The sequence below is a fragment of the Pseudomonas sp. DY-1 genome, from assembly GCF_003626975.1.
In the GTDB taxonomy this organism is placed as follows: domain Bacteria; phylum Pseudomonadota; class Gammaproteobacteria; order Pseudomonadales; family Pseudomonadaceae; genus Metapseudomonas.
This window is the reverse complement of record NZ_CP032616.1, coordinates 4,327,000-4,353,705: the sequence shown is the minus strand read 5'-3', so window position 1 is coordinate 4,353,705 and position 26,706 is coordinate 4,327,000. Positions and strand designations below refer to the sequence as shown.

Sequence of the window (26,706 nt, the reverse complement as noted above, 5' to 3'; positions counted from 1 at the left end):
GAATCGTCCGGAGACCCCCACATGAAGCCCCATCCCCTGCTGCCTATCGCCGTTCTGGCCCTCTGCACCGCCTGCAGTGAAATGGCCGCATTGACGGTCGAGGACGGCACCGGTCCCAACCCGCAGCTGCCTGCGCCGAACAGGACGTTCATCCCCACCGTCAATGTTGCGACCGCCGTGGGCTGGCCCGCCGGGACCCTGCCCGTGGCCACCAAGGGCACCCAGGTCAATGCCTTCGCTGAAGGCTTGCAGCATCCGCGCTGGCTCTACGTATTGCCCAATGGTGACGTACTGGTGGCCGAGAGCGCGGCACCCGGCACGGACAAGGCGCCAAGCCTCAAGAGCCGGGCAGCAAGCTGGTTCATGAAGAAAGCGGGCTCCCAGGTACCCAGCGCCAACCGCATATCCCTGCTGCGCGACATCAACGGCGACGGTGTGGCCGACCTGCGCAGCACCTTCCTCAGCGGCCTCAACTCGCCCTTCGGCATGGTGCTGGTGGGCAAGGACCTCTATGTCGCCAACGCCGATTCCCTGATGCGCTTCCCCTATGAAAAGGGCGCCACCGAGATCAGCGAGACGGGTACCAAGGTCACTGACCTTCCCGCCGGCCTGAACCACCACTGGACCAAGAACGTCATCGCCAGCCGTGACGGCCGCAAGCTCTACATAACGGTGGGCTCCAACAGCAACGTTGGCGAGAACGGCATGGAGGCCGAAGAAGGCCGCGCCGCCATCTGGGAACTGGACCGTGCCAGCGGCAACAAACGCCTCTTCGCCACTGGCCTGCGCAACCCCAACGGCATGGCCTGGGAACCACAAACCGGCAAGTTGTGGACGGCCGTGAACGAGCGCGATGAGCTGGGCAGCGACCTGGTGCCGGACTACATCACCTCGGTCAAGGACGGCGGCTTCTACGGCTGGCCCTACAGCTACTATGGCCAGCATGTGGACGAGCGCATCCAGCCGCAACGCCCGGATCTGGTGGCCAAGGCCCTGGTTCCCGACTACGCCCTGGGCCCGCACACCGCCTCACTCGGCATCACCTTCGCCAAGGGCAGCAAGCTGCCGGGCTTCCAGAACGGCCTGTTCGTCGGCCAGCACGGCTCCTGGAACCGCAAGCCCCACAGTGGCTACAAGGTGATCTTCGTGCCGTTCAAGGGTGGCAAGCCCAATGGCCTGCCAGTGGACGTACTGACCGGCTTCCTCGACGACAAAGGCAATGCCCAGGGTCGCCCGGTGGACGTCAAGCTCGACAGCAAGGGCGCCCTGCTGGTGACAGACGACGTGGGCAACAAGGTCTGGCGGGTGAGTGCGGCGAAGAAGAAATGAGCCACTCCCGGCATTGTATTTCGATGGGGTTCGCGGGCTCTACCCACTCCATGGAGCTGATCTGGCACTCAGAGCCTTTTCACGAGCTTGGGAGCTGGCGCCATGCAAGGCAAAAGCAGGCGAGGACGCGCAGTTTACAGCTGTAAATGAGCAGTCCGAGCCTGCTTTTAACGCAACAGGACCGACGCGCCGCTAATCGTGAACAGGCTCTCAGCGCTTCTTCGCGATCAGGAACACCCCGATCAGCATCGCCACGCCACACAGGGCTCCCACGTAATAGGCCGGGCCGAGCTTGTCCCACTTCAGCAGCAGCGACACCACCATGGGCGTCAGGCCGCCAAAGATGGCGTAGGCCAGATTGTAGGAGAACGACAGCCCGGAGAAGCGCACCACCGCCGGGAAAGCCTTGACCATTACGTAGGGCACGACGCCGATGGTGCCTACGAACAGCCCGGTAATGGCGTAGAGCGGGAACAGCCAGTCCGGATGAGCCGTGAGGCTGGTGTAGAAGGTCCAGGAGCTGATGGCCAGCATCAGGCCACCCACCAGGAAAGTACGCCCGGCGCCGATGCGGTCGGCGATCGCACCCGACAGCACACAGCCGATGGACAGCAACACGATGGCCAGGCTGTTGGCCTTCAACGCAGTGGCTGCCTCGAAGCCGTAAACGGTCTGCAGCAGGGTCGGAGTCATCAGGATCACGACCACGATGGCAGCGGACAGCACCCAGGTCAGCAGCATGGACAGCACCACGGCCCCACGGTGCTCGCGCAGCACGGTCTTCAGCGGTACTTCCGCCGCCAGCGCCTTGCGTTGCTGCATCTTTGCGAAGACCGGGGTTTCATGCAGCCAGCGGCGCAGGTACATGGCGAACAGGCCGAATACCCCACCCACCAGGAAAGGCAGGCGCCACGCCCAGTCCAGTACCTCGGCCGGGGTGTAGATGCTGTTGATCAGGGTAGCCATCAGCGAACCCAGCAGGATGCCAGCGGTCAGGCCCGAAGTCAGGGTGCCGCAGGCGTAACCCACATGGCGCACGGGCACGTGCTCAGCGACGAACACCCAGGCGCCCGGCACCTCGCCACCGATGGCCGCCCCCTGCACCACGCGCATCAGCAGCAGCGCCAGGGGCGCCCAGATGCCGATCTGCTCATAGGTGGGCAACAGACCCATCACCAGGGTCGGGATCGCCATCAGGAAGATGCTCAGGGTGAACATGCGCTTGCGGCCCAGAAGGTCGCCGAAGTGCGCCATGACGATGCCGCCCAGTGGGCGCGCCAGGTAGCCGGCGGCGAAAATGCCGAAAGTCTGCATCTGGCGCAGCCATTCCGGCATTTCAGCGGGGAAGAACAGCTTGCCCACCACCGCAGCGAAGAACACGAAAATGATGAAATCGTAGAACTCGAGGGCGCCGCCGAGGGCGGAGAGCGACAGGGTCTTGTAATCGCTGCGGGTCAGCGGGCGCGAGGCGGGCGCCTCGGGGGCAAGCACGGAAGACATGGGGTGGAATTCTCGTCTGGGGGTGCGGGCGCTCTCCGCTACTTGGGCGGAAAATCGCCTGGCAACATATCAAAAAGCGTCAAATGTACACAGTCTCAGCCACAAAACCGCCTCTAACCCGCGACAGCGGTCGTCTGGCGCCATTCCGTGGCTATATACTGCGCGCAGTTCAGCGCAGGTCGGCATGCAGTGGGTCGGCGGCGCACAGGGAAGGTAGGGGGTAACGTCCCTTCCAGGCATTGGCGCCACACACACGAAACAGGCTATTCCGGCATGATCGATATCGAAGAAGAAGAGAACCTTACCCCGCAAGGCGACCTCGCCCTGCAGATCACCGCGCTCCCGCGTGAAACCAACGGTTTCGGCGACATCTACGGCGGCTGGCTGGTTTCCCAGATGGACCTGGCGGGTACTGCCATGGCCAGCAAGGTGGCCGCAGGCCGCGTGGCCACCGTGGCCATCGACCGCATGGCCTTCCTGGTCCCGGTAGCCGTGGGCGCCCAGCTCTCCTTCTATACCCAGACGCTGGAGATCGGCCGCAGCTCGATCCAGATGCTGGTGGAAGTCTGGAGCGACGACCCGCTTTCCAGCGAATGGCGCAAGGTCACCGAAGCGGTGTTCGTCTTCGTCGCCATCGATGGTAGCGGCCGCACCCGTCCAGTCCCGCCGCGCCGGGGCTGACTGCAAACACAGGAAGGGCCGCAACAGCGGCCCTTTTTCATGGGCGGCCCCATGGTTTGCTCATGACGACCCTGTGGGAGCGAATTCATTCGCGATTGAAATCGCCCCCAAAGCAAGCCAGCGGAGTCGACCCGACACCAATGGTGGACCGATGATGCGTGGCCCACCCTGCAAACCAGCCTTCATTCCAGCCGCAAGGCATCCACCGGATGCAGCCGCGCCGCGCGTCGGGCCGGCGCGATTCCAGCACCAATGCCGACGAGCGCCGACAACAACAGCGCCAGCAGCACCAGCGACAGGTCCAGACTCAGCGGCAGACCCGGCACCGTCCAGTGCAGCATGCCCACCAGCAGGAAGACCATCACCAGCCCCAACAGTCCACCCAGCAGCGAAAGCAGCGTCGCCTCGGTGAGGAACAGCGCCAGCACCTGGCGCGGCGCCGCGCCAATGGCCCGCAGCAGGCCGATTTCAGCCGTTCGTTCCTCGACCGTGGTGGTCATGATGGTGAGGATGCCCACCGCACCCACCAGAAGGGATACGCCGCCAAGGGCCGCGATGCCCAGGGTCAGGGTGGCGAGGATGCGATTCAGGCTACCCAGCAGATCGCCCTGTGAAGTCATGCGGAAATCCTCGCGGCCGTGTCGCTCCACCAGCAATCGGCGCACATCCTCGGCAAAGGCTTCAGCGGGAGCGCTGTCCTCGAACAACACGTGAACCTTCACCAGCCCCTCGCGATTGAACAGGAACTCCGCCCAGTCCACCGGGATGTAGGCGATGTCATCGAGATCGAAGCCCAGCAGGTTGCCCTTGCTCGCCATGACACCGATGACCCGGAAACTCATACCGCCCACCCGCACCCGCTGGCCCACCGGGCTGGCGCTCCCGAACAACTCCGTCGACAACTTCGCCCCCAGCACGAGATACGGCGGCGTACGGCCATCCCGCGAGGGTGGCAGGAAACTCCCTGCGGCCATCTGTACCCGCCAGGCGTCCGCCAACTGCGAACCCGTACCGAGGATATCCACACGTCGCTGCCGGCCGCCCGCCTGGATGTCGCCGTTACCCTGGATGATCGGCACCACGGCTTCGGCATGGGGCAGCCGTCCCAGGGCATCCGCATCGGCGATGGTCAGGGGACGGGCGCTGGCGAGAATCCCGCCGATACCGCCAGTGGGCAATGTGCCGGGGCGGACCGTGACAACCCGCGTGCCGAACTGCGCGAAACTGTCCAGCACGCGATTGCGCAAACCCTCTCCCATGGCCGTGAGCAGCGCCACGGCGGCGATGCCGATGGCCACGCCGAGCAGGGTCAGCAGGCTGCGCAGCGGTTGGCTGAACAGGGACGAGCTGCACAGGTCGAGGCTGTCGCGCCAGCGCATCAGTGGCTGCCTTGCGGGCGCAAGGCCTGCACCGGCACCTGCGCAGCGGCGTGGCTGGCCGGCAGCCAGGCGAACAGCACGGCAGCCGCCAGCGCCAGCGACGGCGCGCCCAGCCGCGCCCACCAGGGCGCATACAGTGGCAAGCCACTAGCCAGGCGTCCGATCCAGAGCAATAGCTCGCCAAGTGCCAGACCCATCGTGGCGCCCAGCAACGCCAGCAGGGCAGCTTCGCCGAGGAACAACAGACGCACCTGATCGGAGCTGGCGCCCACAGCCTTGAGCAGGCCAATCTCGGCGGTTCGTTGCAGGACGGCGATCCAGGTGACGTTCATGATCAGGATGCCGGCGACGAGCAAGCTGATGGCGGCGATGCCGGCCAGCGCCAATGTCAGGCCGCCGAGGATGCTATCGAAGGCGGCAAGCATGGAGTCCTGGCTGAGCAGGGTGACGTCTTCCTCACCCTGGTGACGTTCCTTCAGGGTCGCCAGCACCTGGCGCCTGGCGCTGTCGAGGTAGCTGGGGCCACGAGCCTCGACGAAGACACGGAACAACCCTTCACGGTCGAACAGCGCCTCTGCGCTGGTCACCGGCACGATCAGCGCTTCGGAAAAGTCCATCCCAAGGGATTCGCCGCGCTCGTCCAGCACGCCGATCACCCGGAAACGTCGGTCGCCCGCCCGCAGCCACTGCCCCAGTGCCGGGGCAGTGCCGAACAGCTCGGTGCGCAGGCGACTGCCAATCACACAGACCTCATCAGCCTGCCCCGGCTCCAGGTCCGGCAGTGCCACGCCCTGTGCAAGGCGCAATTGGCGAATGGCGAAGAATGCGCGGGTAGTTCCAAGGGTGAGCGCCTCGCGATTGCGGTTGTCGCGGCTGACTTCCACTTGCCCGGCATGCAGCGGCGCCACCTGGCGCACCGACGGAAGCCGCTGGAGGGAAACCGCGTCCGCCTGGGTCAGCGGCCGGGGTGCCATGCCGGTGATGGGCGGCATGCCGCCCGTGGTTTCATTGCGCCCCGGAAGAACGATGAGGATGTCCCGCCCGAGCAGCGAGAATTCACCCAGCACGTAGGTCCGCGCGCCCTCCCCCAACCCACCCAGCAGGGTCACGAAGAAAACGCCCACGGCCATCGCCAGCAGCAACATGACACTGCGCGAGCCGTGCCCGCGCATGGCGCCCAGCCAGAATCGGCAGGCGTCCAGCGGCTCCATCAGGCAAACGCTCCCTGGTGCCGGTCACTGAGGATGCAGCCGTCACGCATCTGGATCTGGCGATGGGCGCGTGCAGCGTGCTGCGCGTCGTGGGTCACCAGGATCAGCGTCAGGCCGTCGGCATTCAGCTCTTCAAGCAGGGCCACCACCTCGGCGCCGGATTGGCTGTCGAGATTCCCGGTGGGTTCGTCCGCCAGCAACAGGCGCGGCCGCATCACCATGGCGCGAGCGATGGCCACCCGCTGGCGCTGGCCGCCGGACAATTCGGCGGGATGATGGCGCAAGCGTTCGGCGAGCCCCAGACGCTCGGCCAATTGCAGGCTGCGGCGACGACGCTCGCAAGGCTCGATACCGGCCAGCAGCATGGGCAACTCGATGTTCTCCAGCGCGGTCAGGCGCGGGATGAGGTGGAAAGACTGGAAGACGAAGCCAATCAGCCGGCTGCGCAACGCCGCGCGGCGATCCTCACGCAGGCAGGCGGTGGCCTCTTCATCCAGCCAGAACTCACCGCTGTCGGGGGCATCCAGCAAGCCGAGGATATTCAACAGGGTCGATTTGCCCGAGCCGGAGGCACCGGTGATCGCCAGGTACTCGCCGTCGGCCACTTCCAGGCTCAGCTGATCAAGGCCGCGTACGCGCTGCTCGCCGAGCTGGAAGCAGCGACTGACCTGGTGCATGAGGATCATCGCGCCGCCCCCCCGACTTCGCCACTTGGGCTGACCACGCTACCGTCGGCAAGACCCTCCTGCTGCAGGCTGGGCAGGATGCGGTCACCCGGAGCCAGGCCGCCCTTCACTTCGCTCCAGCGCCAGTTGGCCAGGCCAATTTCCACCTTCTGCTCGCGCAGGTGCCCATTGTTCGGGTCGTAACGCAGCACCTTGCCGCCCTCCAGCAGGCTTTCCGTTGGCACTCGCAGGGTTTGCTCGCGCTGTGCCAGGAGGATTTCCACATCGGCGCTGTAGCCGCTGAGCAGAAGCAGGTCTGCCGGCACTCGCTCGAATGTGACTTCCACATCCACCGTTCGCGCCTGCTTTTCCAGCTCACGGACGAAGGGCGCGATTCGGCTCACACGTCCTTCGAAGCTCTGCCCGCGGAAGGCATCGAGGGTGATGCGCACTGGCATGCCTGGGCGCACCAAGGCTGCGTCCACTTCGTCTATGGGCGCTTCGACGTAAAGGCACTGGTCATCTATCAGGTCAACCGCCGGCGGTGTCGGGATACCCGGCGGCGAGGGCGTCACCACCTCACCCAGTTCGCCGTTGATCTCCGCCACGATGCCGGAGAAGGGCGCGCGCAGGGTGGCCTGGTCGAGCTGCGCCATTTGCAGGTCGAGGCTGGCGGAGGCTTCGCGGATTTTCGCCTCGCCACCACTGCACAGGAGCTGGGACAGCCGGGCGCGGGTGACGCTCTGGTCCAGCAGGTCTTCAGAGGCCAGCTTGCGCTCGGCCAGACGTTCGAGCCGGTTCTGGTCGCGCTGGTCCTGGCTGGCCTGTCGGCAGCTCTGCTCGCGCAGGTTGCGCTGGGCATCGAGCCGCGCACGGGCCTCTTCCACCCTTGCCAAAAGGTCATCCTGGCGCAGCCGCATCAGCACATCGCCGGCCTGCACACGTTGCCCGGCGTGGATCAGCAATTCGCTGACCTGGCCGCCGGTCTTGAATGACAGGTGCGCACGCCGACACGCCTTCACTGTCCCCGCCCGGGTATTGGCCACCAGGGTTTCCACGTCGCCCTTGGCCACCTCCACCAGCTGCACCGGCACAGGTTCGGGCCGCGCCCAAAACCCCAGCAGCATCGCCAGAGAGGCAAAAATGGGAATAATTATCAGTAGCTTGCGCATGGTATCGGCTCCACTTGCGAGCGGGTAAGCAGAGTCTAGGTGCGCCGCCGACAGCCCTTTTCAGCACCAGCGTGCCGACATTCCCCGGCCCTGGGGACAGGACCGCTCATAAATGAAGGCCTTAGCAGCAGAATGCCCAAGCCCTTGCAGTCCGGGGCCTCTGACCATCAATGTCAAAATGCCGACAAATGGATAGACACTTGCAGATAGAGAATGAGAACGCGTCAAAATAAGGTCATTCGCAACCTGGACGCGCTGCTTCTGGTCGAATCCCGAGAAAGCCCTTGCCGCCTCTGCCAAGCTGATTGGAAATAGCAAATGGCGCCTCGGCGGCCCGACAGCACAGCAAGTGGAGATTGCGATGTACGACGAAACCCTGCCCACCGTGGAACAGCTGGAGGTGGATGAACTGGTCTGCTGGCGAGTACATACCCGTCACGCGGAAATGCTTATGACCCAGCAAGGCGCACAGATCCTCAGCTACCAGCCACATGGCGAGGAACCGGTGATCTGGCTGAGCGGCCAGGCGGGCTATCAGAAGGGCAAGGCAGTGCGCGGCGGCGTACCGGTGTGCTGGCCCTGGTTCGGCGACCTGCGACGCAACCCGGCCGACATCCAGCGCATGCACGAGGGTGGCCCCATCAGCCCGGCCCACGGCCTGGTGCGCGAGCGCGACTGGACGTTGCTCGGCATCGACAGCGAAGGCCCGGCAGTGCACCTGGAATTCACCGTGGATACCGCTGGCGAACCCCTGCCCAGTTGGCCCCACCCCGCCGAGTTGAAGCTGTCGATCCTGCTGGACCAAGGCCTGCAGATGACGCTCTCCACCCGTAACAGCGGCGACACCCCACTGGCCATCAGCCAGGCGCTGCACAGCTACTTTGCCGTCAGCGACATCCGCGAGGTGCAAGTGGAAGGCCTGGATGGCTGCCCCTACATCGAGACCCTGGAAGAATGGCAGCGCCGCAAGCAGCAGGGAAATATCGCCTTCTCCGGCGAAACCGACCGCATCTACCTGGATACGCCCAGTAGCATGAGCATCATCGACCGTGCCTGGAATCGTCGTATCCAGCTCGACGTGGAAGGCTCCACCTCGGCAGTGGTGTGGAACCCATGGATCGACAAGTCCAAGCGCCTGTCGCAGTTCGCCGAAGACGCCTGGCAAGGAATGCTCTGCATCGAGACCGCGCGGGTGATGGATGATCTACTGGTCATCAGGCCCGGCGAAACACACCAGATGGTGCTCAACGTCAGCAGCAAGCCGCTCTGATCCGCCACCTTGGCGAATTTGCAGGATGGGTGGAGCCCGCGAAACCCATCCTGCGAACATACCCTCGCCGAACTACAAGTCCCCCTCTTCCACCAATCGCACCTGCCCGGCGTCCAAGGCATAGGCGGCATCGGCCAGGTCATTGCTGACGTTCTCAACCTTCAACGTGCCGTCGACCCAGATGGGCGCGTAGATGTCGTCCAGCTGGATGCCCTTGGGGTAACGCACCAGCACGATCTGGTTCGGCGGTGGCGGCGGGACATGAATACAGGCGCCGGGGTAAGGCACCAGGAAGAATAGGGTGCTGCGGCCCTTGGCATCGCTTTCCAGGGGCACCGGATAACCGCCGATATGGATTGTCTTGCCATTCAGCGCGGCAACCGTCTTGGCGGAATACATCACCGCTGGCAGGTTCTTGTCCTGCTGCTTGAGGCCGCCCCTCTGCCCAAAAGTCCCATCGGCCTCGGGGCTGTCGTGGCTGATGTCAGGCATTTCCTCCAGTGCCTTGCGGTCCTCCGGCGGCATCAGTTCCAGCCAGTCGGTTTCGGGAAGCTCGGCACGGGCAAAGGTGCAGCAGAACAGCAGCAGGAGGCAGGCAAGACGGCGCATGAGAGGACTCTTTAACGCATGGGGCGGGAACAATCAGGCGCTAAGACTAACTGCGCGGGAAGGCGGTTCCCAGCCCCACCGAATGCAGCACTAGCTCTTTCGCACCAGGCCATAGATCACCAGCAGCACCACAGCGCCAACCACCGCGCCGATGAAGCCCGCGACCTGTCCGGCCTGGTAAATGCCTGCGGCCTGACCGCCATAGGTGGCGAGCAGCGAACCGCCAACACCGATCAGGATCGTCATGATCCAGCCCATGCTGTCGTCGCCGGGTTTGATGAAGCGTGCGATCAGGCCAACGATCAGCCCGATGAAGATGGTGCCGATGATCCCCATAACATGCCCTCCGAAGGTAGTTGAGGCATGCCTGAGCCTAGATGGGCGGCGGCTATCACGCCATCGACCGCCCCATTGCGGGGCGGCCGTGGGTGCATCAGGCCGGGTCGATCAGCGCTTCGACCGCCGCGATCTGGCGGTCGAGCGTGGCGCGATCAGCGCAGCGCAGGGTGGCATGACCCACTTTGCGGCCAGCCTTGAAGGCCTTGCCGTAGTGGTGCAGGTGGCAGTCAGCGATGGAAATCACCTTATCCACAGCCGGCACTTCACCGATGAAGTTGAGCATTGCGCTCTCGCCCAGCTTGGCAGTCGAACCCAGCGGCAGGCCGGCGACGGCACGCAGGTGATTCTCGAACTGGCTGCACTCGGCGCCTTCGATGGTCCAGTGGCCGGAGTTGTGAACGCGCGGGGCGATCTCGTTGGCCTTCAGGCCGCCATCCACCTCGAAGAACTCGAAGGCCAGCACGCCGACGTAGTCCAGCTTGGTCAGCACGCGGCCGACATAATCCTCGGCCAGGGCTTGCAGCGGGTGGTCGGTGCTGGCGATTGAGAGGCGCAGGATGCCGTTCTCATGGGTGTTGTGCACCAGCGGGTAGAAGCGGGTTTCGCCATCGCGAGCACGCACTGCCACCAGGGACACTTCGCCGGTGAAGGGCACGAAGCCTTCCAGGATGCAGGGCACGCTACCCAGTTCAGCGAACGCACCAACCACGTCTTCCGGCTTGCGCAGGACCTTCTGGCCCTTGCCGTCGTAACCCAGGGTGCGGGTCTTGAGCACCGCCGGCAGGCCGATGCTGGCAGCTGCGGAGTCGAGGTCGGCCTGGGACTGGATATCGGCGAATTCCGGGGTGGGGATGCCGAGGTCCTTGAACATCGACTTCTCGAACCAGCGGTCGCGGGCGATACGCAGGGCATCCGCGCTTGGGTAGACCGGCACGAACTGCGAGAGGAAAGCCACGGTCTCGGCCGGTACGCTCTCGAACTCGAAGGTCACCAGATCCACTTCATCGGCCAGTTGGCGCAGGTGGTCCTGGTCGCCGTAGTCGGCGCGGATGTGCTCGCCAAGCGCCTGGGCGCAGGCATCCGGGGCCGGGTCGAGGAAGGCGAAGTTCATGCCCAGCGGAGTGCCCGCCAGGGCCATCATGCGACCCAACTGGCCGCCACCGATTACGCCGATCTTCATGGGTCAGGCCTCGCGCGGGTCTGGATTGTCCAGGACCATGTCGGTCTGCTCGCGGCGGAAGTCCTTCAGCGCAACGTGGTACTTCGGATACTTGCCGCCAAGGATGCTTGCTGCCAGCAGCGCCGCGTTGATCGCACCGGCCTTGCCGATGGCCAGGGTGGCGACCGGAATGCCGGCGGGCATCTGCACGATGGACAGCAGGGAATCGACGCCCGAGAGCATGGATGACTGCACCGGTACGCCCAGCACCGGCAGGTGGGTCTTGGCGGCACACATGCCCGGCAGGTGGGCAGCACCGCCGGCACCGGCGATGATCACCTCGATGCCACGGCCTTCGGCTTCCTCGGCGTACTGGAACAGCAGGTCCGGGGTGCGGTGGGCGGACACCACCTTCACCTCATAGGGAATGCCCAGCTTTTCCAGCATGTCGGTGGTGTGGCTGAGGGTGCTCCAATCGGACTTGGAGCCCATGATCACGCCTACCAGTGCGCTCATCGTCGTGCCTCATCAAAGTGCGCCGGTTGGCGCGACCAAAAACAACAAGCCACGCAATGGCGTGGCTTGTCTGCAATGTGGGCCGTGCTGCGGGGTGCGCTGCCGGCCGAAGGCCGCGCAGTATAACGCAAAGCCACGCCTGGCGTGCACTTGCCCTTACCGCTCGTCCAGAGCCGTCGCCAGGCGGCGTGGGCGCAGCTAAACCTTGCTCCAGCGCAATGCTCGCGAGAGATGGCGGCGCAGAATCGCAACTCTTTTCCAAGGAGGTGCATGCCATGAACCAGACCATGAAAGCTGCGGTTGTCCATGCCTTTGGCGAGCCGCTACGGATCGAGCAAGTAAAGGTTCCCCTGCCCGGCCCCGGGCAGATTCTGGTGAAGATCGAAGCCTCGGGCGTCTGCCACACCGACCTGCATGCCGCCGAGGGCGACTGGCCCGTGAAACCCAGCCTGCCGTTCATCCCTGGCCACGAAGGCGTCGGTTTTGTTGCGGCGGTGGGGGCCGGAGTCACCCGCATCAAAGAAGGTGACCGCGTTGGCGTGCCCTGGCTCTATACCGCCTGCGGCTGCTGCGAGCACTGCCTGACCGGTTGGGAAACCCTCTGCGAGAGCCAGCAGAACACCGGCTATTCGGTAAATGGCGGCTACGCCGAATATGTGCTGGCTGACCCAAACTTCGTCGGAATACTGCCGAAAAACGTCGAATTCGCGGAGATAGCGCCGATTCTTTGCGCCGGCGTCACCGTCTACAAGGGGCTTAAGGTGACTGGTGCGCGGCCCGGCCAGTGGGTAGCGATTTCCGGCATCGGCGGCCTTGGCCATGTCGCCGTGCAGTACGCCCGCGCCATGGGGCTGCACGTCGCCGCAGTGGATGTGGATGACACCAAGCTGGAACTCGCGCGCAAGCTCGGCGCCAGCCTGACCATCAACGCACGCGACGAGAATCCTGCCGAGGTGATCCAGCGGGATATTGGTGGCGCCCACGGCGTTCTGGTCACCGCCGTCTCCAATAGCGCCTTCGGCCAGGCCATCGGCATGGCGCGACGCCACGGTACCGTGGCCCTGGTGGGCCTGCCGCCGGGTGACTTCCCCACTCCAATCTTCGATGTAGTGCTGAAGGCCATCAGCATCACCGGCTCCATCGTCGGCACCCGCGCCGACCTGCAGGAAGCCCTGGACTTCGCTGGCGAAGGCCTGGTCAAAGCCACCATCCACAAGGACAAGCTGGACAACATCAACGGCATCTTCGAGCAGATGCGCGCTGGCAAGATCGAAGGGCGGATCGTCGTCGAGGTCTAGGCGATCGAGACTGAAGGAGCCAGCTTGCTGGCGAATGCGCCGGCAGGGCTCGCGAGCAAGCTCGCTCCTACCCCTCGCCCCCAACGCCGCCTTCCAGCTTGCGCCAGAGCAAGCGGATCGCTGCCTTGCGCACCAGGGCGCAGCGGTACAAGCGGATTTCCAGCGGCACATGCCACTGGCTGCCACCACAGATCACCAGGTCACCACGGGCCAGCTCGGCCTGGGCGCTGAAGCGAGGCACCCAGGCCACGCCCAACCCCTGTAGCGCCATGCTCTTCAAGCTGTCGGCCATGGCCGTTTCGTACACCGTGGTCGCGCGCAAGGCGCGTTGACGCAGGAGAATGTTCACGGAGCGTCCGAGGAAGGCACCGGCGCTATAGGCCAGCAGCGGCACACTCTGGCCGCTGTCCAGCTCGAAGAGCGGCTTGCCATCGGGCCCTGCCGCACACACCGGGAGCATCTCGGTGCGCCCCAGATTCATGGACGGGAAGATTTCCGGGTCCATCTGCAGGGCGGCATCCGGATCGTAGAAAGCCAGGATCAAGTCGCAGCCCCCCTCGCGCAGCGAATGCACAGCTTCACCGACGTTGGTGGCGATCAGCCGGCTGGCGATGTTCAGTCCGTCGGCCCGCAACCGCGCGATCCACTGCGGGAAGAAGCCCAGCGCCAGCGAGTGCGCGGCGGCGAACTGCAGCACCTCGCCCTGCTGGCCTTCCAGGTGGTGCAGGTGGCGGACCACGTCACCCAGCTGCTCCACCATGCTGCGCGCGGTGACCAGGAACAGCTGGCCCGACTCGGTCAGCTCGATGGGCGTGCGCGAGCGGTTGACCAGCGTCAGCCCCAGCGCCGCCTCCAGGCTACGGATGCGTCGGCTGAAGGCCGGCTGGGTGACGAAACGCCGCTCCGCGGCCTGGGAAAAGCTGCGGGTGTTGGCCAGGGCAACGAAGTCTTCCAGCCATTTGGTTTCCAGGTTCATCGTCAGATTCCGAGATGCTCGATTTTGGTGCACACGCTCGCGGCAGAACCCGCGTCACTCGTACATTATGCCGATTGTGCATGACCCAGCGAATAACAGCATTGGCCGACAAACGGCCAGAGGCCTAGATTATTGGGCATCGCGGCGCTAGCCGTGTTCCCCCAGAGATGAATGACATCATGTCCTCCGCTGCATCCTTCCGCATCGAAAAAGACCTGCTCGGCACCCTCGAAGTTTCCTCCGAGGCCTATTACGGCATCCAGACCCTGCGCGCGGTTCACAACTTCCGGCTGTCCGGCGTACCGCTGTCGCACTACCCGAAGCTGGTCGTAGCCCTGGCAATGGTCAAGCAGGCCGCCGCCGATGCGAACAAGCAGCTCGGTCACCTCAGCGCCGACAAGCACGCTGCGATCAGCGAAGCCTGCGCTCGCCTGATCCGCGGTGACTTCCACGACCAGTTCGTGGTGGACATGATCCAGGGTGGCGCCGGTACCTCCACCAACATGAACGCCAACGAAGTGATCGCCAACATCGCCCTCGAGGCCATGGGCAAGCAGAAGGGTGAGTACAAGTACCTGCACCCGAACAACGACGTGAACATGGCGCAGTCGACCAACGACGCCTACCCGACCGCCATCCGTCTCGGCCTGCTGCTGGGCCACGATGCCCTGCTGGCCAGCCTCGACAGCCTGATCCAGGCATTCGCCGCCAAAGGCGTGGAGTTCGCCGACGTACTGAAAATGGGCCGGACCCAGCTGCAGGACGCCGTACCCATGACCCTCGGCCAAGAGTTCAAGGCCTTCGCCACCACCCTGGGCGAAGACCTCGACCGCCTGCGCCGCCTGGCGCCGGAATTGCTGACCGAAGTGAACCTGGGCGGTACTGCAATCGGCACCGGCATCAACGCTGACCCCGGCTACCAGCACCTGGCCGTTGAGCGCCTCGCCGCCATCAGCGGCCAGCCGCTGAAACCGGCCGCCGACCTGATCGAAGCGACCTCCGACATGGGCGCCTTCGTGCTGTTCTCCGGCATGCTCAAGCGCACCGCGGTCAAGCTGTCGAAGATCTGCAACGACCTGCGCCTGCTCTCCAGTGGCCCGCGTACCGGCATCAACGAGATCAACCTGCCGCCGCGCCAGCCGGGCAGCTCGATCATGCCGGGCAAGGTCAACCCGGTGATCCCGGAAGCGGTCAACCAGGTGGCCTTCGAAGTCATCGGCAACGACCTGGCCCTGACCCTGGCAGCCGAAGGCGGCCAGCTGCAGCTGAACGTCATGGAGCCGCTGATCGCCTACAAGATCTTCGACTCGATCCGCCTGCTGCAACGTGCCATGGACATGCTGCGCGAGCACTGCATCGTCGGCATCACCGCCAACGTCGAGCACTGCCGCCGCCTGATGGAAAACTCCATCGGCCTGATCACCGCACTGAACCCGTACATCGGTTACGAGAACGCCACCCGCATCGCCAAGGAAGCCCTGGAAAGTGGCCGCGGCGTGCTGGAACTGGTGCGTGAGGAGAAGCTGCTGGACGAGTCCATGCTGGCCGACATCCTCCGCCCGGAAAACATGATCGCCCCGCGCCTCGTGCCGCTGAAGGCCTGATCAGGCAAACGAACTCACCAGGAGGGGCCCTGCCCCTTCATCCTTCGAGGATGGCGCCAGCCATCCTTTTTTTTGCCTGTGGAAAAGTGCCGCCGCGCCGTAGGGTGCGCCGCGCGCACCGGCCCCTATCCCGAACCAGCTTGTAGGGTGGATATCGCTTTTCAAATCCACCAGCGGCGTCGAGTCGGGCCACGATGGTGAACCGGCGTGCATCCGGGCTACAGACCGTAGGAGCGAGCTCTGCTCGCGAATGGGCCTGGTGGAACGCTTCGCGAGCAAGCTCGCTCCTACAGTCGCCAGGCCTTGCGCAGCATGCGTATCGCTTCGGCAATCTGCGCTTCGGGTACGGCAGCGAAGCCCAGCACCAGCCCCGCGCGGTTATCCACAGGCTCGGTACTGTTCTCCAGCCAGTATTCGCTGAGCCCATTCAGCTCCACACCGGCGGCACGGGCACTGTCCACCAGCTCTCGTTCCCGAGCCAGGCTGTCCGCCCGCACGCACAGGTGCAATCCAGCATCCACCGGCGGCATCGGCGAGCACCCGCGAATGGTTTCCGGCCAATCACGCAACAAGGCATCGCGACGGGCGCGGGCGGCCAATCTCATGCGCCGTACATGGCGCTGGAAATGGCCCGCAGCGATGAACTCCGCCATCACCGCCTGGGTGCCGATTTCCGAGTGGCGCATGTCCAGCGCACGACGCCGGGCGAAGGATTCGGCCAGGGCCGGCGGTAACAGCAGGTATCCCAGGCGCAGCGCGGGGAAGGTGATCTTGCAGAAGGTACCGACGTAGATCACCCGCCCCTGCCGGTCCAGTGCTGCCAGGGGCGCCAGTGGCGTTCCGCTGTAGCGGTATTCGCCGTCGTAGTCGTCCTCGACTATCCAGCCATCACGGCGTTCGGCCCATTCCAGCAGTTCCAGGCGCCGCGCCAGCGACAGCGTCACGCCCGTGGGGTACTGGTGCGAGGGCGTGACATAGACCATCCGGCAGTTATCCACCGCTGCCAGTGCGGCACTGTCCAGACCGTCTTTATCCACAGGCACACCGCACAGCTCGGCGCCCGCCACGGCGAAGGCATGGCCAGCGGCGCGATAGCCAGGGTTCTCGATAGCCACGCGATCACCCGGCTGCACCAGCAACTGGGCGCAGAGGCTGATGGCCTGCTGGGCGCCACAGGTGATCACCACCTGCGCCGGGTCGCAGGACAGCCCGCGACTGCTGCGCAGGTAGGCGGCAATCAGCTCGCGCAGGTTCCAGTCTCCCGCCGGGTCGCCGTATCCCAGGCGTGCCGGCGAAGGCTTGCGCCAGAAGCGCGCCTGCAAGCGCGCCCAGGTCTCGAAGGGAAACAGGTCGAAGGCCGGCACGCCGATGCGGAAGGCCCGGGGCGCACCCGTTACCGGCGGCGGCAGATGGTGGTTGTGCAGAAGCTCCAGAGCCGGACCAGGTGCCGGCCCCTTGGGAACTGGCGGCAGTTCCGGCCGCGCTGTGGATAAGTCCGCTACGTAGGTTCCATCGCCCACGCGCCCTTCCACATAGCCCTCCGCGTAGAGCTGGTCGAAGGCACGGGTCACGGTGTTACGCGAAATGCCCAGCAGCGCGGCAAGATCGCGCGTCGCCGGCAGACGCGTGCGGCTGCCCAGACGGCCATCGAGAATCCGCTCGCGCAGGGCCTGGTAGAGCTGGCGCGACAACCCCTGGGCCGGGTCCAGGCGGATGCCGGAGAGGTCGACGGGCAACGGTGGTGTGGCAGGCATATCCGGCCTCGATTGGCTCTATCGAACTGGCAGTAAATGGCTCTTACAACAGACCAATATCCTGCCTAGCATGAAGACATTCCGCCAGGAGAAGCCTTCATGTACGTCCCCTCTTCCTTTCGCCAGGATGACCTCGCCCAGCTTCACGCACAGATGCAAGCCACTGGCCTCGCCGTGCTCACCAGCTCGGGCAGCAAAGGCCTGATGGCCAGCCACCTGCCGCTGCTATTGGAACCGGATGAAGGCGAGTTCGGCACCCTCTACGGCCACTTCGCCCGCGCCAACCCGCACTGGCGCGACCTCGCCGAAGGCGCCGAGACACTGGTGGTATTTTCCGGCCCGGACGCCTACGTCACCCCCAACTGGTACCCGGCCAAGGCCGAGCACGGCAAGGTCGTGCCCACCTGGAACTACATCGCCGTGCATGCCTGGGGCCAGGCGGAAGTCTTCGACGACTCCGAGCGCCTGCTGCAACTGGTCAGCCGCCTCAGCGACCGCCATGAATCCGGCCGTCCGCAACCCTGGGCGGTGAACGATGCACCGCGCGAGTACCTCGACAGCATGCTCCGCGCCATTGTCGGCTTCGCTCTGCCAATCCGCCGCCTGGAAGGCAAATGGAAGCTCGGCCAGAACCGCTCGACCGCCGACCAGGCCGGTGTTCGCGAGGGACTGACTGTCTCGTCCAACCCGCGCGACCACGAACTGGCAGCGCGCATGACCCTTGTCGACTGACCCCACAGGAAGGAATCCAATGTCCGCCGCACCGCTTGATATCCGTCCGCTCAGCGCCGCCGACCATGCCGCCTGGCTGCCGCTCTGGCAGGGCTACCAGCGTTTCTACAAGACCGAAATCCCCGCCGAGACCACCGCCGTCACCTGGCAGCGCTTCCTCGACCCGGCCGAACCCATGCACGCCGCCTTGGCCTGGCAGGACGGCAAAGCCGTGGGCCTGGTGCATTTCATCTACCACCGCAGCTGCTGGACCGTCGATGACTATTGCTACCTGCAGGACCTGTACGTAGCCGAAGGCCTGCGTGGCGGCGGCATCGGCCGCCAGTTGATCGAACACGTCTATGCACAGGCACGCACCACTGGCGTTTCGCGAGTGCACTGGCTGACCCACGAGACCAACACCGACGCCATGCAGCTCTACGACCGCATCGCCGACCGTTCCGGCTTCGTCCAGTACCGCAAGATCCTCTGACCGGAGAGCACCATGAGCACCCAGGACCTGAGCCACTGGCAACCCCGTCCCGTTCCCGCCCAAACGCCGCTGCCCGGCCGTTTCGTCCGCCTGGAGGCGCTGGACGTCTCGCGCCACGGCGATGATCTCTGGCAGGCCCTGCAAGGCCCCGATCCGGCGCTCTGGGATTACCTGCCCTACGGCCCCTTCGCCAGCCGCGAGCCCTTCGATGCCTGGCTGGCGGGCAATGCCGAGAGCCGCGACCCGCTCTTCTACACGGTGATAGACCTCGCCAGCGGCCGCGCGCTCGGCATCTTCAGCTACCTGCGCATCGCCCCGAAGGACGGGGCCATCGAGATTGGCCACATCGCCTTCGGCAAGGCCATGCAACGCACGCCGGGCTCCACCGAAGCGGTCTGGCTGCTGGCCCGGCATGCCTTCGACGACCTTGGCTACCGTCGCCTGGAATGGAAGTGCAACGCCGCCAACGCCCGCTCCATGCGTGCCGCAGAGCGCCTGGGCTTCAGCTACGAAGGGCTGTTCCGTCAGCACATGATCGTCAAGGGCCAGAACCGCGACACCGCTTGGTTCTCCATCATCGACGGCGAATGGCCGACGTGCCGCGAGGCCTTCGAGCGCTGGCTGTCTGTGGATAACTTCGACGGAGAGGGACGGCAGCGGCAATCCCTGGAAGGGCTCAGGAGTTGAACCGTTCCAAGGGTGGATGGCGCTTTACCATCTACCCGCGCAGTCCAGCCGAACCCCGCTGGTGGACCGGTGGAACGGGGTCCACCCTACAAACGCGGCTCCAATGTGCAGGGCGCACCCCTACCTCTATCTCACTCGATCTCGAATAACCCGTTCTTCAACGGCGCCACGTCCAGGCGCTGTCGTACGTCGTCGTCGATGCGCGGGTCGTCGGGGCGGTAGAGCTTCACCTGGCGGTAGGCGGCGACGCGATTGATCTCCTGGCCCAGGTATTCCCATACCACGCGGGTGCAGGCGGGATTGCGCCGGTCACCGCTGGAGACGCCGGTTTTAAGTCCGTTGAGGCGAGTGATTCGGCTCTTGTAGCTGGGGATGAGGATGGTCTGGCTCATCTCGTTCAAGGTGAGCGACTCGTAATCCATCAGGAACAGCCGGTCCTGCAACTGGAAAGCCGCTCCCCGGTAGCAGCATCGCACCCAGTCTTCCGCCTGGACTTCGGTGCTGCTGGAACGCTCCTGGCGTTCCTGGCGCTCGAAGAGGAAGTTGCCGTCGTCTTCCCACAGGCGCACCAGAGAAAGCAGGACAGTGCCAGGCACCGACATGCAGTTGGAGTACTCGAAGTAGAAGCCGCAGTAACGCGACAGGTTGCCCGACTGCTCGCGTAACGGGGCGAACAGTTCCATCAACGGATCGGAGCGTCCTGCCCCCTCCTGGCCGACCGGACGGGTACCCAGCAAACGGGAGAACTGCTCGGGCGGCAACCCCAGTTCGTAATCCTCGACACCGAAGAAATCGCAGATGCGCTTGAGGTTGTAGGCGGTCGGCCGGCTCTGGCCACTCAGGTACTTGTTGAACTGGGCGCGATTGATACCCAGCTTGCGGCAAACCTCCGCGATAGAGCGGTAGTGGCTGCACAGAAGTTTCAAATTGTTGCCGAGATACTCTGCCATGCTACCGCCCGAGTGGATGCGAGTGGCGCGATTATAGCGTCAACTCGCGCCAATTAGGTGCAACCTGCGAAATTGCCCCGTGCCTTTCCTTGCACAAACATGCGCAACCCTCCCAGCAAAGCGGCTCTCCCGTCCTGGCCGCTGCGCTGATTGCCAACAACAACAACTGGATCAGGTGAATCGCCATGCTCGATTTCCTCAATGACCTCCTCTGGAGCAAATTGCTGATCGTAGTCCTTGTCGGACTCGGTCTTTTCTTCTCCATCAGCTCCCGTTTTGTCCAGTTCCGTTACTTCAGCGACATGTTCCGCATCTTCGGCCAGGCGCTGCAGCGCAAGGAAGGCCAACTGAGCGGCTTCCAGGCCCTGATGCTGTCAGTTGCAGGCCGCGTGGGCGCAGGCAACATCGCCGGTGTCGCGGTCGCCATCATGCTCGGCGGTCCAGGCGCGGTGTTCTGGATGTGGGTCGTGGCGCTGCTTGGCATGGCGACCAGCTACTTCGAGTGCTCCCTGGCCCAGCTCTACAAGCGTCGCGAAGCCGATGGCACCTACCGTGGCGGCCCGGCCTTCTACATCCTGCATGGCCTCGGCCAGCGCTGGCTGGCGGTGATCTTCTCGATCCTGCTGCTGGTGACCTTCGGCTTCGGTTTCAACGCCGTGCAATCCTTCACCGTGGCCACCTCGCTGCATGACACCTTCGGTCTGCCGACCTGGATCAGCGGAGTCGCCCTGGTGGGTGTTATCGGCCTGATCGTGTTCGGTGGCATCAAGCGCATCGCCGCGATGGCTGACGTCCTCGTGCCGATCATGGCGGGTACCTACATCCTGATGGCGTTGGTGGTAATCGGCATGAACTTCACCGAAGTGCCGGCGACCCTGGCCCTGATCGTCAAGAGTGCCTTTGGCCTGGAGCCTGCCTTTGCCGGCGGCGTGGGCGCAGCCATCCTGATGGGTGTGAAGCGCGGCCTGTTCTCCAACGAAGCGGGCCTGGGCAGCGCGCCCAACGTAGCCGCCGTAGCCGAGGTCAAACACCCGGCTGCCCAGGGCATCGTGCAGTCCCTCAGCGTATTCATCGACACCCTGCTGGTGTGCACCAGCACCGCACTGATCATCCTGCTCTCCGGCGTGTACCAGCCGGGCAGCGAGATGGCTGGCGTCGTGCTGACGCAGACCGCCCTGGCGGCGGAAGTCGGCGAATGGGGCCGCATCTTCGTGAGCGTGGCGCTGCTGCTCTTCGTGTTCACCACCCTGGTGTACAACTACTACCTGGGTGAGAACGCGCTGAGCTTCTTCAGCACCAAGCGCATCCTGCTCCAGGCCTACCGCGTGCTGGTTATGGCCCTGGTGCTGTGGGGTTCCATGCAGGACCTGTCCACCGTGTTCGGCTTCGCCGACGTGACCATGGGTCTGCTGGCCCTGGTGAACCTGGTGGCCATCGCGCTTCTGTTCAAGATCGGCATGCGCCTGATGCACGACTACGACGCCCAGATTAAGGCCGGCGTGGAAGAGCCAGTGTTCGACGCCAGCAAGTTCACCGACCTGGACATCGACCACGACGCCTGGAACAAAAAGGCGGAAACCTCCATTGCCGAAGCGGCAGGCAAACTGGCTCAGAGCCATCGCTGATTCGCTGTACCAGCAAGACCTGGTGCCGCTCCTCCGCTGACGCGGGGAGCGGCACTGTCGTATCTGCACCTTTGCTTTTCCGAGTTATCCACACCCATGAATGCTGTGAAGAACCTCTTCGTGCTCTACACCGGCGGCACCATCGGCATGCTGCAGACTCCCGAAGGCCTCGCTCCGGCCAGTGGATTCGAGGCACGCATGCGCGAGCAGCTGGACGGCCAGGGATTGGCACTGGACTGGAGCTTCCAGGAACTGCTGCCGCTGATCGACAGCGCCAACATGCGCCAGGCCAACTGGCTGGCCATGCGTGAGGCCATCGTCGACGCGGTGGAGCGCGGCCACGACGGCGTGCTCCTTCTGCACGGCACCGACACCCTGGCCTACAGCGCGGCGGCCCTCGGCTTCCTGCTTCTTGGCTTGCCCGTCCCCGTGGTGCTGACCGGCGCCATGTTGCCGGCTGGCAGCGAGGGCAGCGATGCCTGGCCCAACCTGCTGGGGGCCATCCACGCACTCCAGGCCGGAGTCGCGCCTGGTGTGCAACTCTTTTTCAATGGCGAGCTGCTGCATGGCGCCCGCGCCAGCAAGCTGCGCTCGGAAGCTTTCGACGCGTTCACCGTGTTTCCGCGAACCCGCATGGGTGAACGTGCCGACGTCATTCCAGCCGGCCTCGGCTTCCGCGTCTCGCGCCAGCCGGTGAACCTCGCGGTACTCCCGCTGTTCCCCGGTCTTGCGGCCAGTCACGTGGAAGCGCTGCTTTCCAGTGGTGTGCAGGGATTGGTGCTGGAGTGCTATGGCAGTGGCACCGGCCCGGCAGACGACAAGGCGCTGCTCGATACGTTGCACGCCGCCCACCAGCGCGGCGTGGTGCTCGTCGCCTCCAGCCAGTGCCCGGCTGGGCACGTGCAAGCGGGTGTCTATGCTGCCGGCAGCCAACTGCTGGCCACCGGCCTGGTACCCGCAGGCGGTATGACCCGCGAGGCGGCCCTGGGCAAATTGTTCGCCCTGCTCGGTGCCGGCTTGCGCCAGGCCGAGGTGGAGCAGTGGTTCGCGGTGGACCTCTGTGGGGAAATGGTGGACTGAACACTCACCATAAGCATCGTTGGGGGCAGCGGAGCTGCCCTTGACGAATGAATTCGCCCCTTGGCAGGACGACAGTCGAGATACAAGGGTGGATGGCGCTTGTCCGGCGCTCGCAGTGGCGCCGCAATCAGGCCGATGTCGAGCAGCAGCGAAGCAACGGCACCGCGCTGGCCACCCGGTCCGGATCGGGCATGCATGAGAAGGCTGCCGCGACGGCTTACATCCGCACCGGATGGCCGAGGCGATAGCCCTGGAACAGCTTGAACGGGAGCCCCTTGGCGACCTCGTGCTGCCAGCCGGTCTCGATCTTTTCCGCCACCAGGTCCACCTGATAGCGATGAATGAAGTCGTACAGCCTTTCGCCCAGCACGGCGTAGCGGCTGGACAGAAAATCCCCATCCTCATGCTGCGGAACACCCAGTTCCGCAAGGTCGAGCTTCACGACATCGCACAGGCCCAGGTCGAGTTCCCAGTGGGCCGGGCGGCCGAGGTCGTAGTCGTCTAGCGCCACCAGCACGCCTTCCTCCTTCAGGCGCATCAGGCCCTTCATGTAGGACCTGAAGCTGTCGAAGCAAACCGTTGGGCGCTCCGTGACTTCGACCACCAGCAGGGCACCGGAGCAGCGCAAGTCGGCAGCGCTTTCGATGAGATCTTCGACCAGTTCCGATTCCGCCAGACTTCGCTTCTCGACATTGACGAAGTGCCGAACCGGTAGGCTGCCGGCCTGGGTGTCGTGCAGATAGCGGGTATAGCTGCGATTGAGCATGCAGCGGATGCGTACCCCCTGGAGCAGCTCGCGCGTGAGCCGCTGCAGGTCGTCCTGCGGCAGCCTGGCGATGGCATCTTCGGTGCTTTTGATGAAGGAGTCGAACGCAAAACGGGCGAGGCTTTCAAAACCGACGACCCGGTCTTGTCGGTCCTTGATCGGTTGCAGCCTGACTTCGCCCATGCGGGCTGCGGTCAAGGGTCGGGCGGGGAACGTGGTGCCGCCCTGGCGATTGGAAGGAAGGGACATGGGGCGGGTACCCGCAGCTCGAAAAGAGCCGGCAGGCTAGGCGCCCGGTTCCCGTTGATGGAAATCAGAAATCTTCATTTCGGGCCAGCGCCCTGGACGGATAAGGGCTACCGGCCCCGAGGGGCCGGGCTTCCTGCGGACTCAGGCCACTTCACCGCGGATGTACTGCTCCAGATGCAGGATCAGGTCGTCCTGCTCGGCCATGGCTTCTTTCACCAGGTCGCCGATGGACAGCAGGCCGACCAACTCACCGTCTTCCACTACCGGGAGGTGGCGCATGTGCTGCTCGGTCATCAGCGACATGCATTCACGAATACTCTGCTTCGAAGTCACCGTCAGCACCGGCTCGGTCATGAACTCACGCACCACGGTCGCCACGGACGAGCGCCCCTGCAGCACGCCTTTGCGCGCGTAGTCGCGCTCGCTGACGATACCGACCAGGTGTCCGCCCTCGGTCACCGGCAAAGCGCCGATGTTCAGTTCGGCCATCATTCGCAACGCCTCGAGCATCGGCGCTGCGACATCAATGGTGTGGACGTTCTGCCGCGGCTTGGCGCGGAGCATCTGTGCGACGGTCTTCATCTGTAATCCCTCCGGTAGCGTTGGCTGGAAGGCCAGAATGCGCGCGGTCGTGACCGCGGCGCCAAGAAGAGATTTGCATGGTAGCTATTGAAAATTTCATTGATGGGCAGAAGCGGGTTGCCAGGTGCCGGTGGGAGCGAGTTCAGTCGCCCTGCAGGCTCAGCAAGGCAGTCCCTCGGAGCGCCATGGAGATTGAAATCGCTCTACGGAACGATCGTCTGCCCGTTTCCCAGGCACAAAAAAAGGGAGCCTTGCGGCTCCCTACGGGGACTATCGCCGGAGCAATCAGGCGATTTCGATCAGGACTTCGCCCGGGTTCACGCGGTCGCCCTTGGCCACATGGACTGCCTTGACGGCACCGTCGATGGGCGACTGGACTTCGGTTTCCATCTTCATGGCCTCGGTGATCAGCACGGCCTGACCGGCTTTCACCTGGTCGCCTTCCTTCACCAGCACATCGACGATGTTGCCCGGCATGGTGGTGCTGACATCGCCCGGTGCGCTGGCGCTCTTGCGCTTGCTGCCGGAGCCTGCGACGAACTCGTTGAGCGGCTCGAATACCACTTCTTCCGGCATGCCGTCGATGGACAGGTAGAAGTGGCGCTTGCCGTCGCTCTTCACGCCGACACCGGTGATGTCGATGCGGTAGCTCTCGCCATGCACGTCCACCACGAACTCGGTCGGAGTGCCTTCGCCGCCGACCGGGGCCGCACCCTTGCCGTTGGGCATGGGCAGCAGTTCTTCCGGCTTCAGGGTGCCGGCGGCACGCTCTTCGAGGAACTTGCGGCCGATGTCCGGGAACATGGCGAAGGTCAGCACGTCCTCTTCGCACTTGGCGAGGCTGCCGATGTCTTCGCGCAGCTTGTTCAGCTCCGGCTTGAGCAGGTCCGCCGGACGCACGTCGATGACTTCTTCGTTGCCGATGGCCTGGCGACGCAGTTGCTCGTTGATCTGGCCAGGCGCCTTGCCGTAGCGGCCTTGCAGGTAGAGCTTCACCTCGTTGGTGATGGTCTTGTAGCGCTCACCGGCCAGCACGTTGAAGAACGCCTGGGTACCGACGATCTGCGAGGTCGGGGTGACCAGGGGCGGGAAGCCGAGGTCTTCGCGAACACGCGGGATTTCCGCCAGCACTTCCGGCATGCGGTTCAGGGCGCCCTGTTCCTTCAACTGGTTGGCCAGGTTGGAGATCATGCCGCCCGGAACCTGGTTGACCTGCACGCGGGTATCCACGCCGGTGAATTCGCTTTCGAACTGGTGGTACTTCTTGCGCACGGCGTGGAAATACATGCCGATTTCCTGGATCAGTTCCAGGTCCAGGCCGGTGTCGAAAGGCGTGTCGCGCAGAGCGGCGACCATCGACTCGGTACCCGGGTGGCTGGTGCCCCAGGCCATGCTGGAGATCGCGGTGTCGATGCGGTCAGCACCGTTTTCCACGGCCTTGAGCTGGCACATGCTGGCCACGCCGGCGGTGTCGTGGGAGTGCACGACCACATCCAGCGGTAGCGCCTCTTTCAGCGCCTTCACCAGCTCGCCGGTGGCGTACGGGGTCAGCAGGCCCGCCATGTCCTTGATGGCGATGGAGTCCACGCCCATGTCGGCCATGGCTTTGCCTTGGGCAACGAAGGCGTCGATGGTGTGTACCGGACTGGTGGTGTAGGCGATGGTGCCCTGGGCGTGCTTGCCGGCAGCCTTCACGGCTTCGATGGAGACGCGCAGGTTACGCACATCGTTCATCGCGTCGAAGATGCGGAACACATCGATGCCATTGACCGCGGCCTTGGCGACGAAGGCGCGTACCACGTCGTCGCTGTAGTGGCGGTAGCCCAGCAGGTTCTGGCCGCGCAGGAGCATTTGCAGTCGGGTGTTGGGCAGGGCGGCCTTGAGCTTGCGCAGACGCTCCCATGGGTCTTCCTTGAGGAAGCGCACGCAGGCGTCGAAGGTGGCGCCGCCCCAGACTTCCAGCGACCAGTAGCCGACCTTGTCGAGCTTGTCGCAGATCGGAAGCATGTCTTCGGTGCGCATGCGGGTGGCCAGCAGGGACTGGTGCGCATCGCGCAGGATGGTATCGGTGATCGAAATCTTCTTGCTCATGTTCTGAATC

General features: G+C 64.5%; 25 protein-coding genes. 10 read left to right on the top strand and 15 right to left on the bottom strand.

What is annotated here, in order from left to right; genetic code table 11:
* Window positions 1-21 precede the first annotated feature (21 nt).
* Window positions 22-1,329, top strand: coding sequence for a sorbosone dehydrogenase family protein (locus D6Z43_RS20545; protein WP_120653906.1), 1,308 nt, complete (start codon window positions 22-24; stop codon window positions 1,327-1,329).
* A gap of 210 nt (window positions 1,330-1,539) precedes the next feature.
* Here D6Z43_RS20545 and D6Z43_RS20540 read toward each other — a convergent pair whose 3' ends face one another.
* The gene (locus tag D6Z43_RS20540; protein ID WP_120653905.1) at window positions 1,540-2,829 is read right to left on the bottom strand and encodes an MFS transporter; all 1,290 of its coding nucleotides are present in this window, start codon (window positions 2,827-2,829) and stop codon (window positions 1,540-1,542) included.
* A 273-nt stretch (window positions 2,830-3,102) separates the two neighbouring features.
* On the opposite strand from D6Z43_RS20540, the gene D6Z43_RS20535 reads away from it, so the two are divergent.
* Window positions 3,103-3,510 (top strand): acyl-CoA thioesterase, encoded by a 408-nt coding sequence (locus D6Z43_RS20535; protein WP_120653904.1) that lies wholly within the window; start codon window positions 3,103-3,105, stop codon window positions 3,508-3,510.
* A gap of 182 nt (window positions 3,511-3,692) precedes the next feature.
* Here D6Z43_RS20535 and D6Z43_RS20530 read toward each other — a convergent pair whose 3' ends face one another.
* Genes D6Z43_RS20530 through D6Z43_RS20515 form a run of 4 tightly spaced genes read right to left on the bottom strand, consistent with a single transcriptional unit; the run spans window position 3,693 to window position 7,937 of the window.
* Window positions 3,693-4,889: an ABC transporter permease gene (locus D6Z43_RS20530; RefSeq protein WP_120653903.1), complete on the bottom strand. Its 1,197-nt coding sequence runs from the start codon at window positions 4,887-4,889 to the stop codon at window positions 3,693-3,695.
* Entirely contained in the window at window positions 4,889-6,100 is a 1,212-nt protein-coding gene (locus D6Z43_RS20525; protein ID WP_120653902.1) for an ABC transporter permease, read from the bottom strand. Before D6Z43_RS20525 ends, D6Z43_RS20530 begins: the two co-directional genes overlap by 1 nt.
* A complete protein-coding gene (locus D6Z43_RS20520) occupies window positions 6,100-6,786 on the bottom strand; it encodes an ABC transporter ATP-binding protein (protein ID WP_120653901.1) in 687 nt (228 codons plus the stop codon). The genes D6Z43_RS20525 and D6Z43_RS20520 overlap by 1 nt, the downstream gene beginning before the upstream one ends.
* On the bottom strand, window positions 6,783-7,937 hold the full coding sequence (locus D6Z43_RS20515; protein WP_120653900.1) for an efflux RND transporter periplasmic adaptor subunit: 1,155 nt from the start codon (window positions 7,935-7,937) through the stop codon (window positions 6,783-6,785). The genes D6Z43_RS20520 and D6Z43_RS20515 overlap by 4 nt, the downstream gene beginning before the upstream one ends.
* 361 nt (window positions 7,938-8,298) lie before the next feature.
* Here D6Z43_RS20515 and D6Z43_RS20510 point away from each other — a divergent pair, with 361 nt between their 5' ends.
* Complete coding sequence (locus D6Z43_RS20510; RefSeq protein WP_120653899.1) at window positions 8,299-9,207, top strand: D-hexose-6-phosphate mutarotase; 909 nt, start codon at window positions 8,299-8,301, stop codon at window positions 9,205-9,207.
* A 72-nt stretch (window positions 9,208-9,279) separates the two neighbouring features.
* On the opposite strand, the gene D6Z43_RS20505 is transcribed toward D6Z43_RS20510, so the two are convergent.
* The 4 genes from D6Z43_RS20505 to purE all read right to left on the bottom strand — a co-directional run bounded on the left by D6Z43_RS20505 (window position 9,280) and on the right by purE (window position 11,830).
* The gene (locus D6Z43_RS20505) at window positions 9,280-9,816 is read right to left on the bottom strand and encodes a DUF3299 domain-containing protein (RefSeq protein ID WP_120653898.1); all 537 of its coding nucleotides are present in this window, start codon (window positions 9,814-9,816) and stop codon (window positions 9,280-9,282) included.
* Between the two features lie 90 nt (window positions 9,817-9,906).
* Window positions 9,907-10,152: a GlsB/YeaQ/YmgE family stress response membrane protein gene (locus D6Z43_RS20500; RefSeq protein WP_120653897.1), complete on the bottom strand. Its 246-nt coding sequence runs from the start codon at window positions 10,150-10,152 to the stop codon at window positions 9,907-9,909.
* A gap of 97 nt (window positions 10,153-10,249) precedes the next feature.
* Window positions 10,250-11,335 carry a 5-(carboxyamino)imidazole ribonucleotide synthase gene (locus tag D6Z43_RS20495; RefSeq protein WP_120653896.1) on the bottom strand — a complete coding sequence of 362 codons (1,086 nt, stop codon included), beginning with the start codon at window positions 11,333-11,335 and terminating at the stop codon, window positions 10,250-10,252.
* Window positions 11,336-11,338: 3 nt separating this feature from the next.
* Window positions 11,339-11,830: a 5-(carboxyamino)imidazole ribonucleotide mutase gene (gene purE, locus D6Z43_RS20490; RefSeq protein WP_077524410.1), complete on the bottom strand. Its 492-nt coding sequence runs from the start codon at window positions 11,828-11,830 to the stop codon at window positions 11,339-11,341.
* Window positions 11,831-12,105: 275 nt separating this feature from the next.
* Between purE and adhP the strand changes: the two genes are divergently transcribed.
* On the top strand, window positions 12,106-13,128 hold the full coding sequence (gene adhP, locus D6Z43_RS20485) for an alcohol dehydrogenase AdhP (protein WP_120653895.1): 1,023 nt from the start codon (window positions 12,106-12,108) through the stop codon (window positions 13,126-13,128).
* A 67-nt stretch (window positions 13,129-13,195) separates the two neighbouring features.
* On the opposite strand, the gene D6Z43_RS20480 is transcribed toward adhP, so the two are convergent.
* Window positions 13,196-14,104: a LysR substrate-binding domain-containing protein gene (locus tag D6Z43_RS20480; protein WP_120653894.1), complete on the bottom strand. Its 909-nt coding sequence runs from the start codon at window positions 14,102-14,104 to the stop codon at window positions 13,196-13,198.
* A 179-nt stretch (window positions 14,105-14,283) separates the two neighbouring features.
* Here D6Z43_RS20480 and D6Z43_RS20475 point away from each other — a divergent pair, with 179 nt between their 5' ends.
* Window positions 14,284-15,708, top strand: coding sequence for an aspartate ammonia-lyase (locus tag D6Z43_RS20475; RefSeq protein ID WP_120653893.1), 1,425 nt, complete (start codon window positions 14,284-14,286; stop codon window positions 15,706-15,708).
* A gap of 287 nt (window positions 15,709-15,995) precedes the next feature.
* Here the strand turns inward: D6Z43_RS20475 and D6Z43_RS20470 are convergent, their stop codons facing one another.
* Window positions 15,996-17,462, bottom strand: coding sequence for a PLP-dependent aminotransferase family protein (locus tag D6Z43_RS20470; protein ID WP_120653892.1), 1,467 nt, complete (start codon window positions 17,460-17,462; stop codon window positions 15,996-15,998).
* A 99-nt stretch (window positions 17,463-17,561) separates the two neighbouring features.
* On the opposite strand from D6Z43_RS20470, the gene D6Z43_RS20465 reads away from it, so the two are divergent.
* Genes D6Z43_RS20465 through D6Z43_RS20455 form a run of 3 tightly spaced genes read left to right on the top strand, consistent with a single transcriptional unit; the run spans window position 17,562 to window position 19,353 of the window.
* Window positions 17,562-18,194: an FMN-binding negative transcriptional regulator gene (locus D6Z43_RS20465; RefSeq protein ID WP_120653891.1), complete on the top strand. Its 633-nt coding sequence runs from the start codon at window positions 17,562-17,564 to the stop codon at window positions 18,192-18,194.
* A 19-nt stretch (window positions 18,195-18,213) separates the two neighbouring features.
* Entirely contained in the window at window positions 18,214-18,666 is a 453-nt protein-coding gene (locus D6Z43_RS20460) for a GNAT family N-acetyltransferase (protein WP_120653890.1), read from the top strand.
* Window positions 18,667-18,678: 12 nt separating this feature from the next.
* Window positions 18,679-19,353: a GNAT family N-acetyltransferase gene (locus tag D6Z43_RS20455; RefSeq protein WP_120653889.1), complete on the top strand. Its 675-nt coding sequence runs from the start codon at window positions 18,679-18,681 to the stop codon at window positions 19,351-19,353.
* A 131-nt stretch (window positions 19,354-19,484) separates the two neighbouring features.
* Here the strand turns inward: D6Z43_RS20455 and D6Z43_RS20450 are convergent, their stop codons facing one another.
* A complete protein-coding gene (locus D6Z43_RS20450; protein WP_120653888.1) occupies window positions 19,485-20,303 on the bottom strand; it encodes a helix-turn-helix transcriptional regulator in 819 nt (272 codons plus the stop codon).
* Window positions 20,304-20,488: 185 nt separating this feature from the next.
* Here D6Z43_RS20450 and D6Z43_RS20445 point away from each other — a divergent pair, with 185 nt between their 5' ends.
* Both D6Z43_RS20445 and D6Z43_RS20440 read left to right on the top strand, forming a co-directional pair.
* Window positions 20,489-21,928 carry a sodium:alanine symporter family protein gene (locus tag D6Z43_RS20445; protein WP_120653887.1) on the top strand — a complete coding sequence of 480 codons (1,440 nt, stop codon included), beginning with the start codon at window positions 20,489-20,491 and terminating at the stop codon, window positions 21,926-21,928.
* Window positions 21,929-22,024: 96 nt separating this feature from the next.
* Window positions 22,025-23,008 carry an asparaginase gene (locus D6Z43_RS20440; protein WP_120653886.1) on the top strand — a complete coding sequence of 328 codons (984 nt, stop codon included), beginning with the start codon at window positions 22,025-22,027 and terminating at the stop codon, window positions 23,006-23,008.
* A 217-nt stretch (window positions 23,009-23,225) separates the two neighbouring features.
* Here the strand turns inward: D6Z43_RS20440 and D6Z43_RS20435 are convergent, their stop codons facing one another.
* From D6Z43_RS20435 to oadA, 3 genes are all read right to left on the bottom strand, one after another.
* Window positions 23,226-24,023 carry an EAL domain-containing protein gene (locus D6Z43_RS20435; protein WP_120653885.1) on the bottom strand — a complete coding sequence of 266 codons (798 nt, stop codon included), beginning with the start codon at window positions 24,021-24,023 and terminating at the stop codon, window positions 23,226-23,228.
* 141 nt (window positions 24,024-24,164) lie between these two features.
* Window positions 24,165-24,605 carry a CBS domain-containing protein gene (locus tag D6Z43_RS20430; RefSeq protein ID WP_120653884.1) on the bottom strand — a complete coding sequence of 147 codons (441 nt, stop codon included), beginning with the start codon at window positions 24,603-24,605 and terminating at the stop codon, window positions 24,165-24,167.
* Between the two features lie 285 nt (window positions 24,606-24,890).
* On the bottom strand, window positions 24,891-26,696 hold the full coding sequence (gene oadA, locus D6Z43_RS20425) for a sodium-extruding oxaloacetate decarboxylase subunit alpha (RefSeq protein WP_120653883.1): 1,806 nt from the start codon (window positions 26,694-26,696) through the stop codon (window positions 24,891-24,893).
* Window positions 26,697-26,706 lie beyond the last annotated feature (10 nt).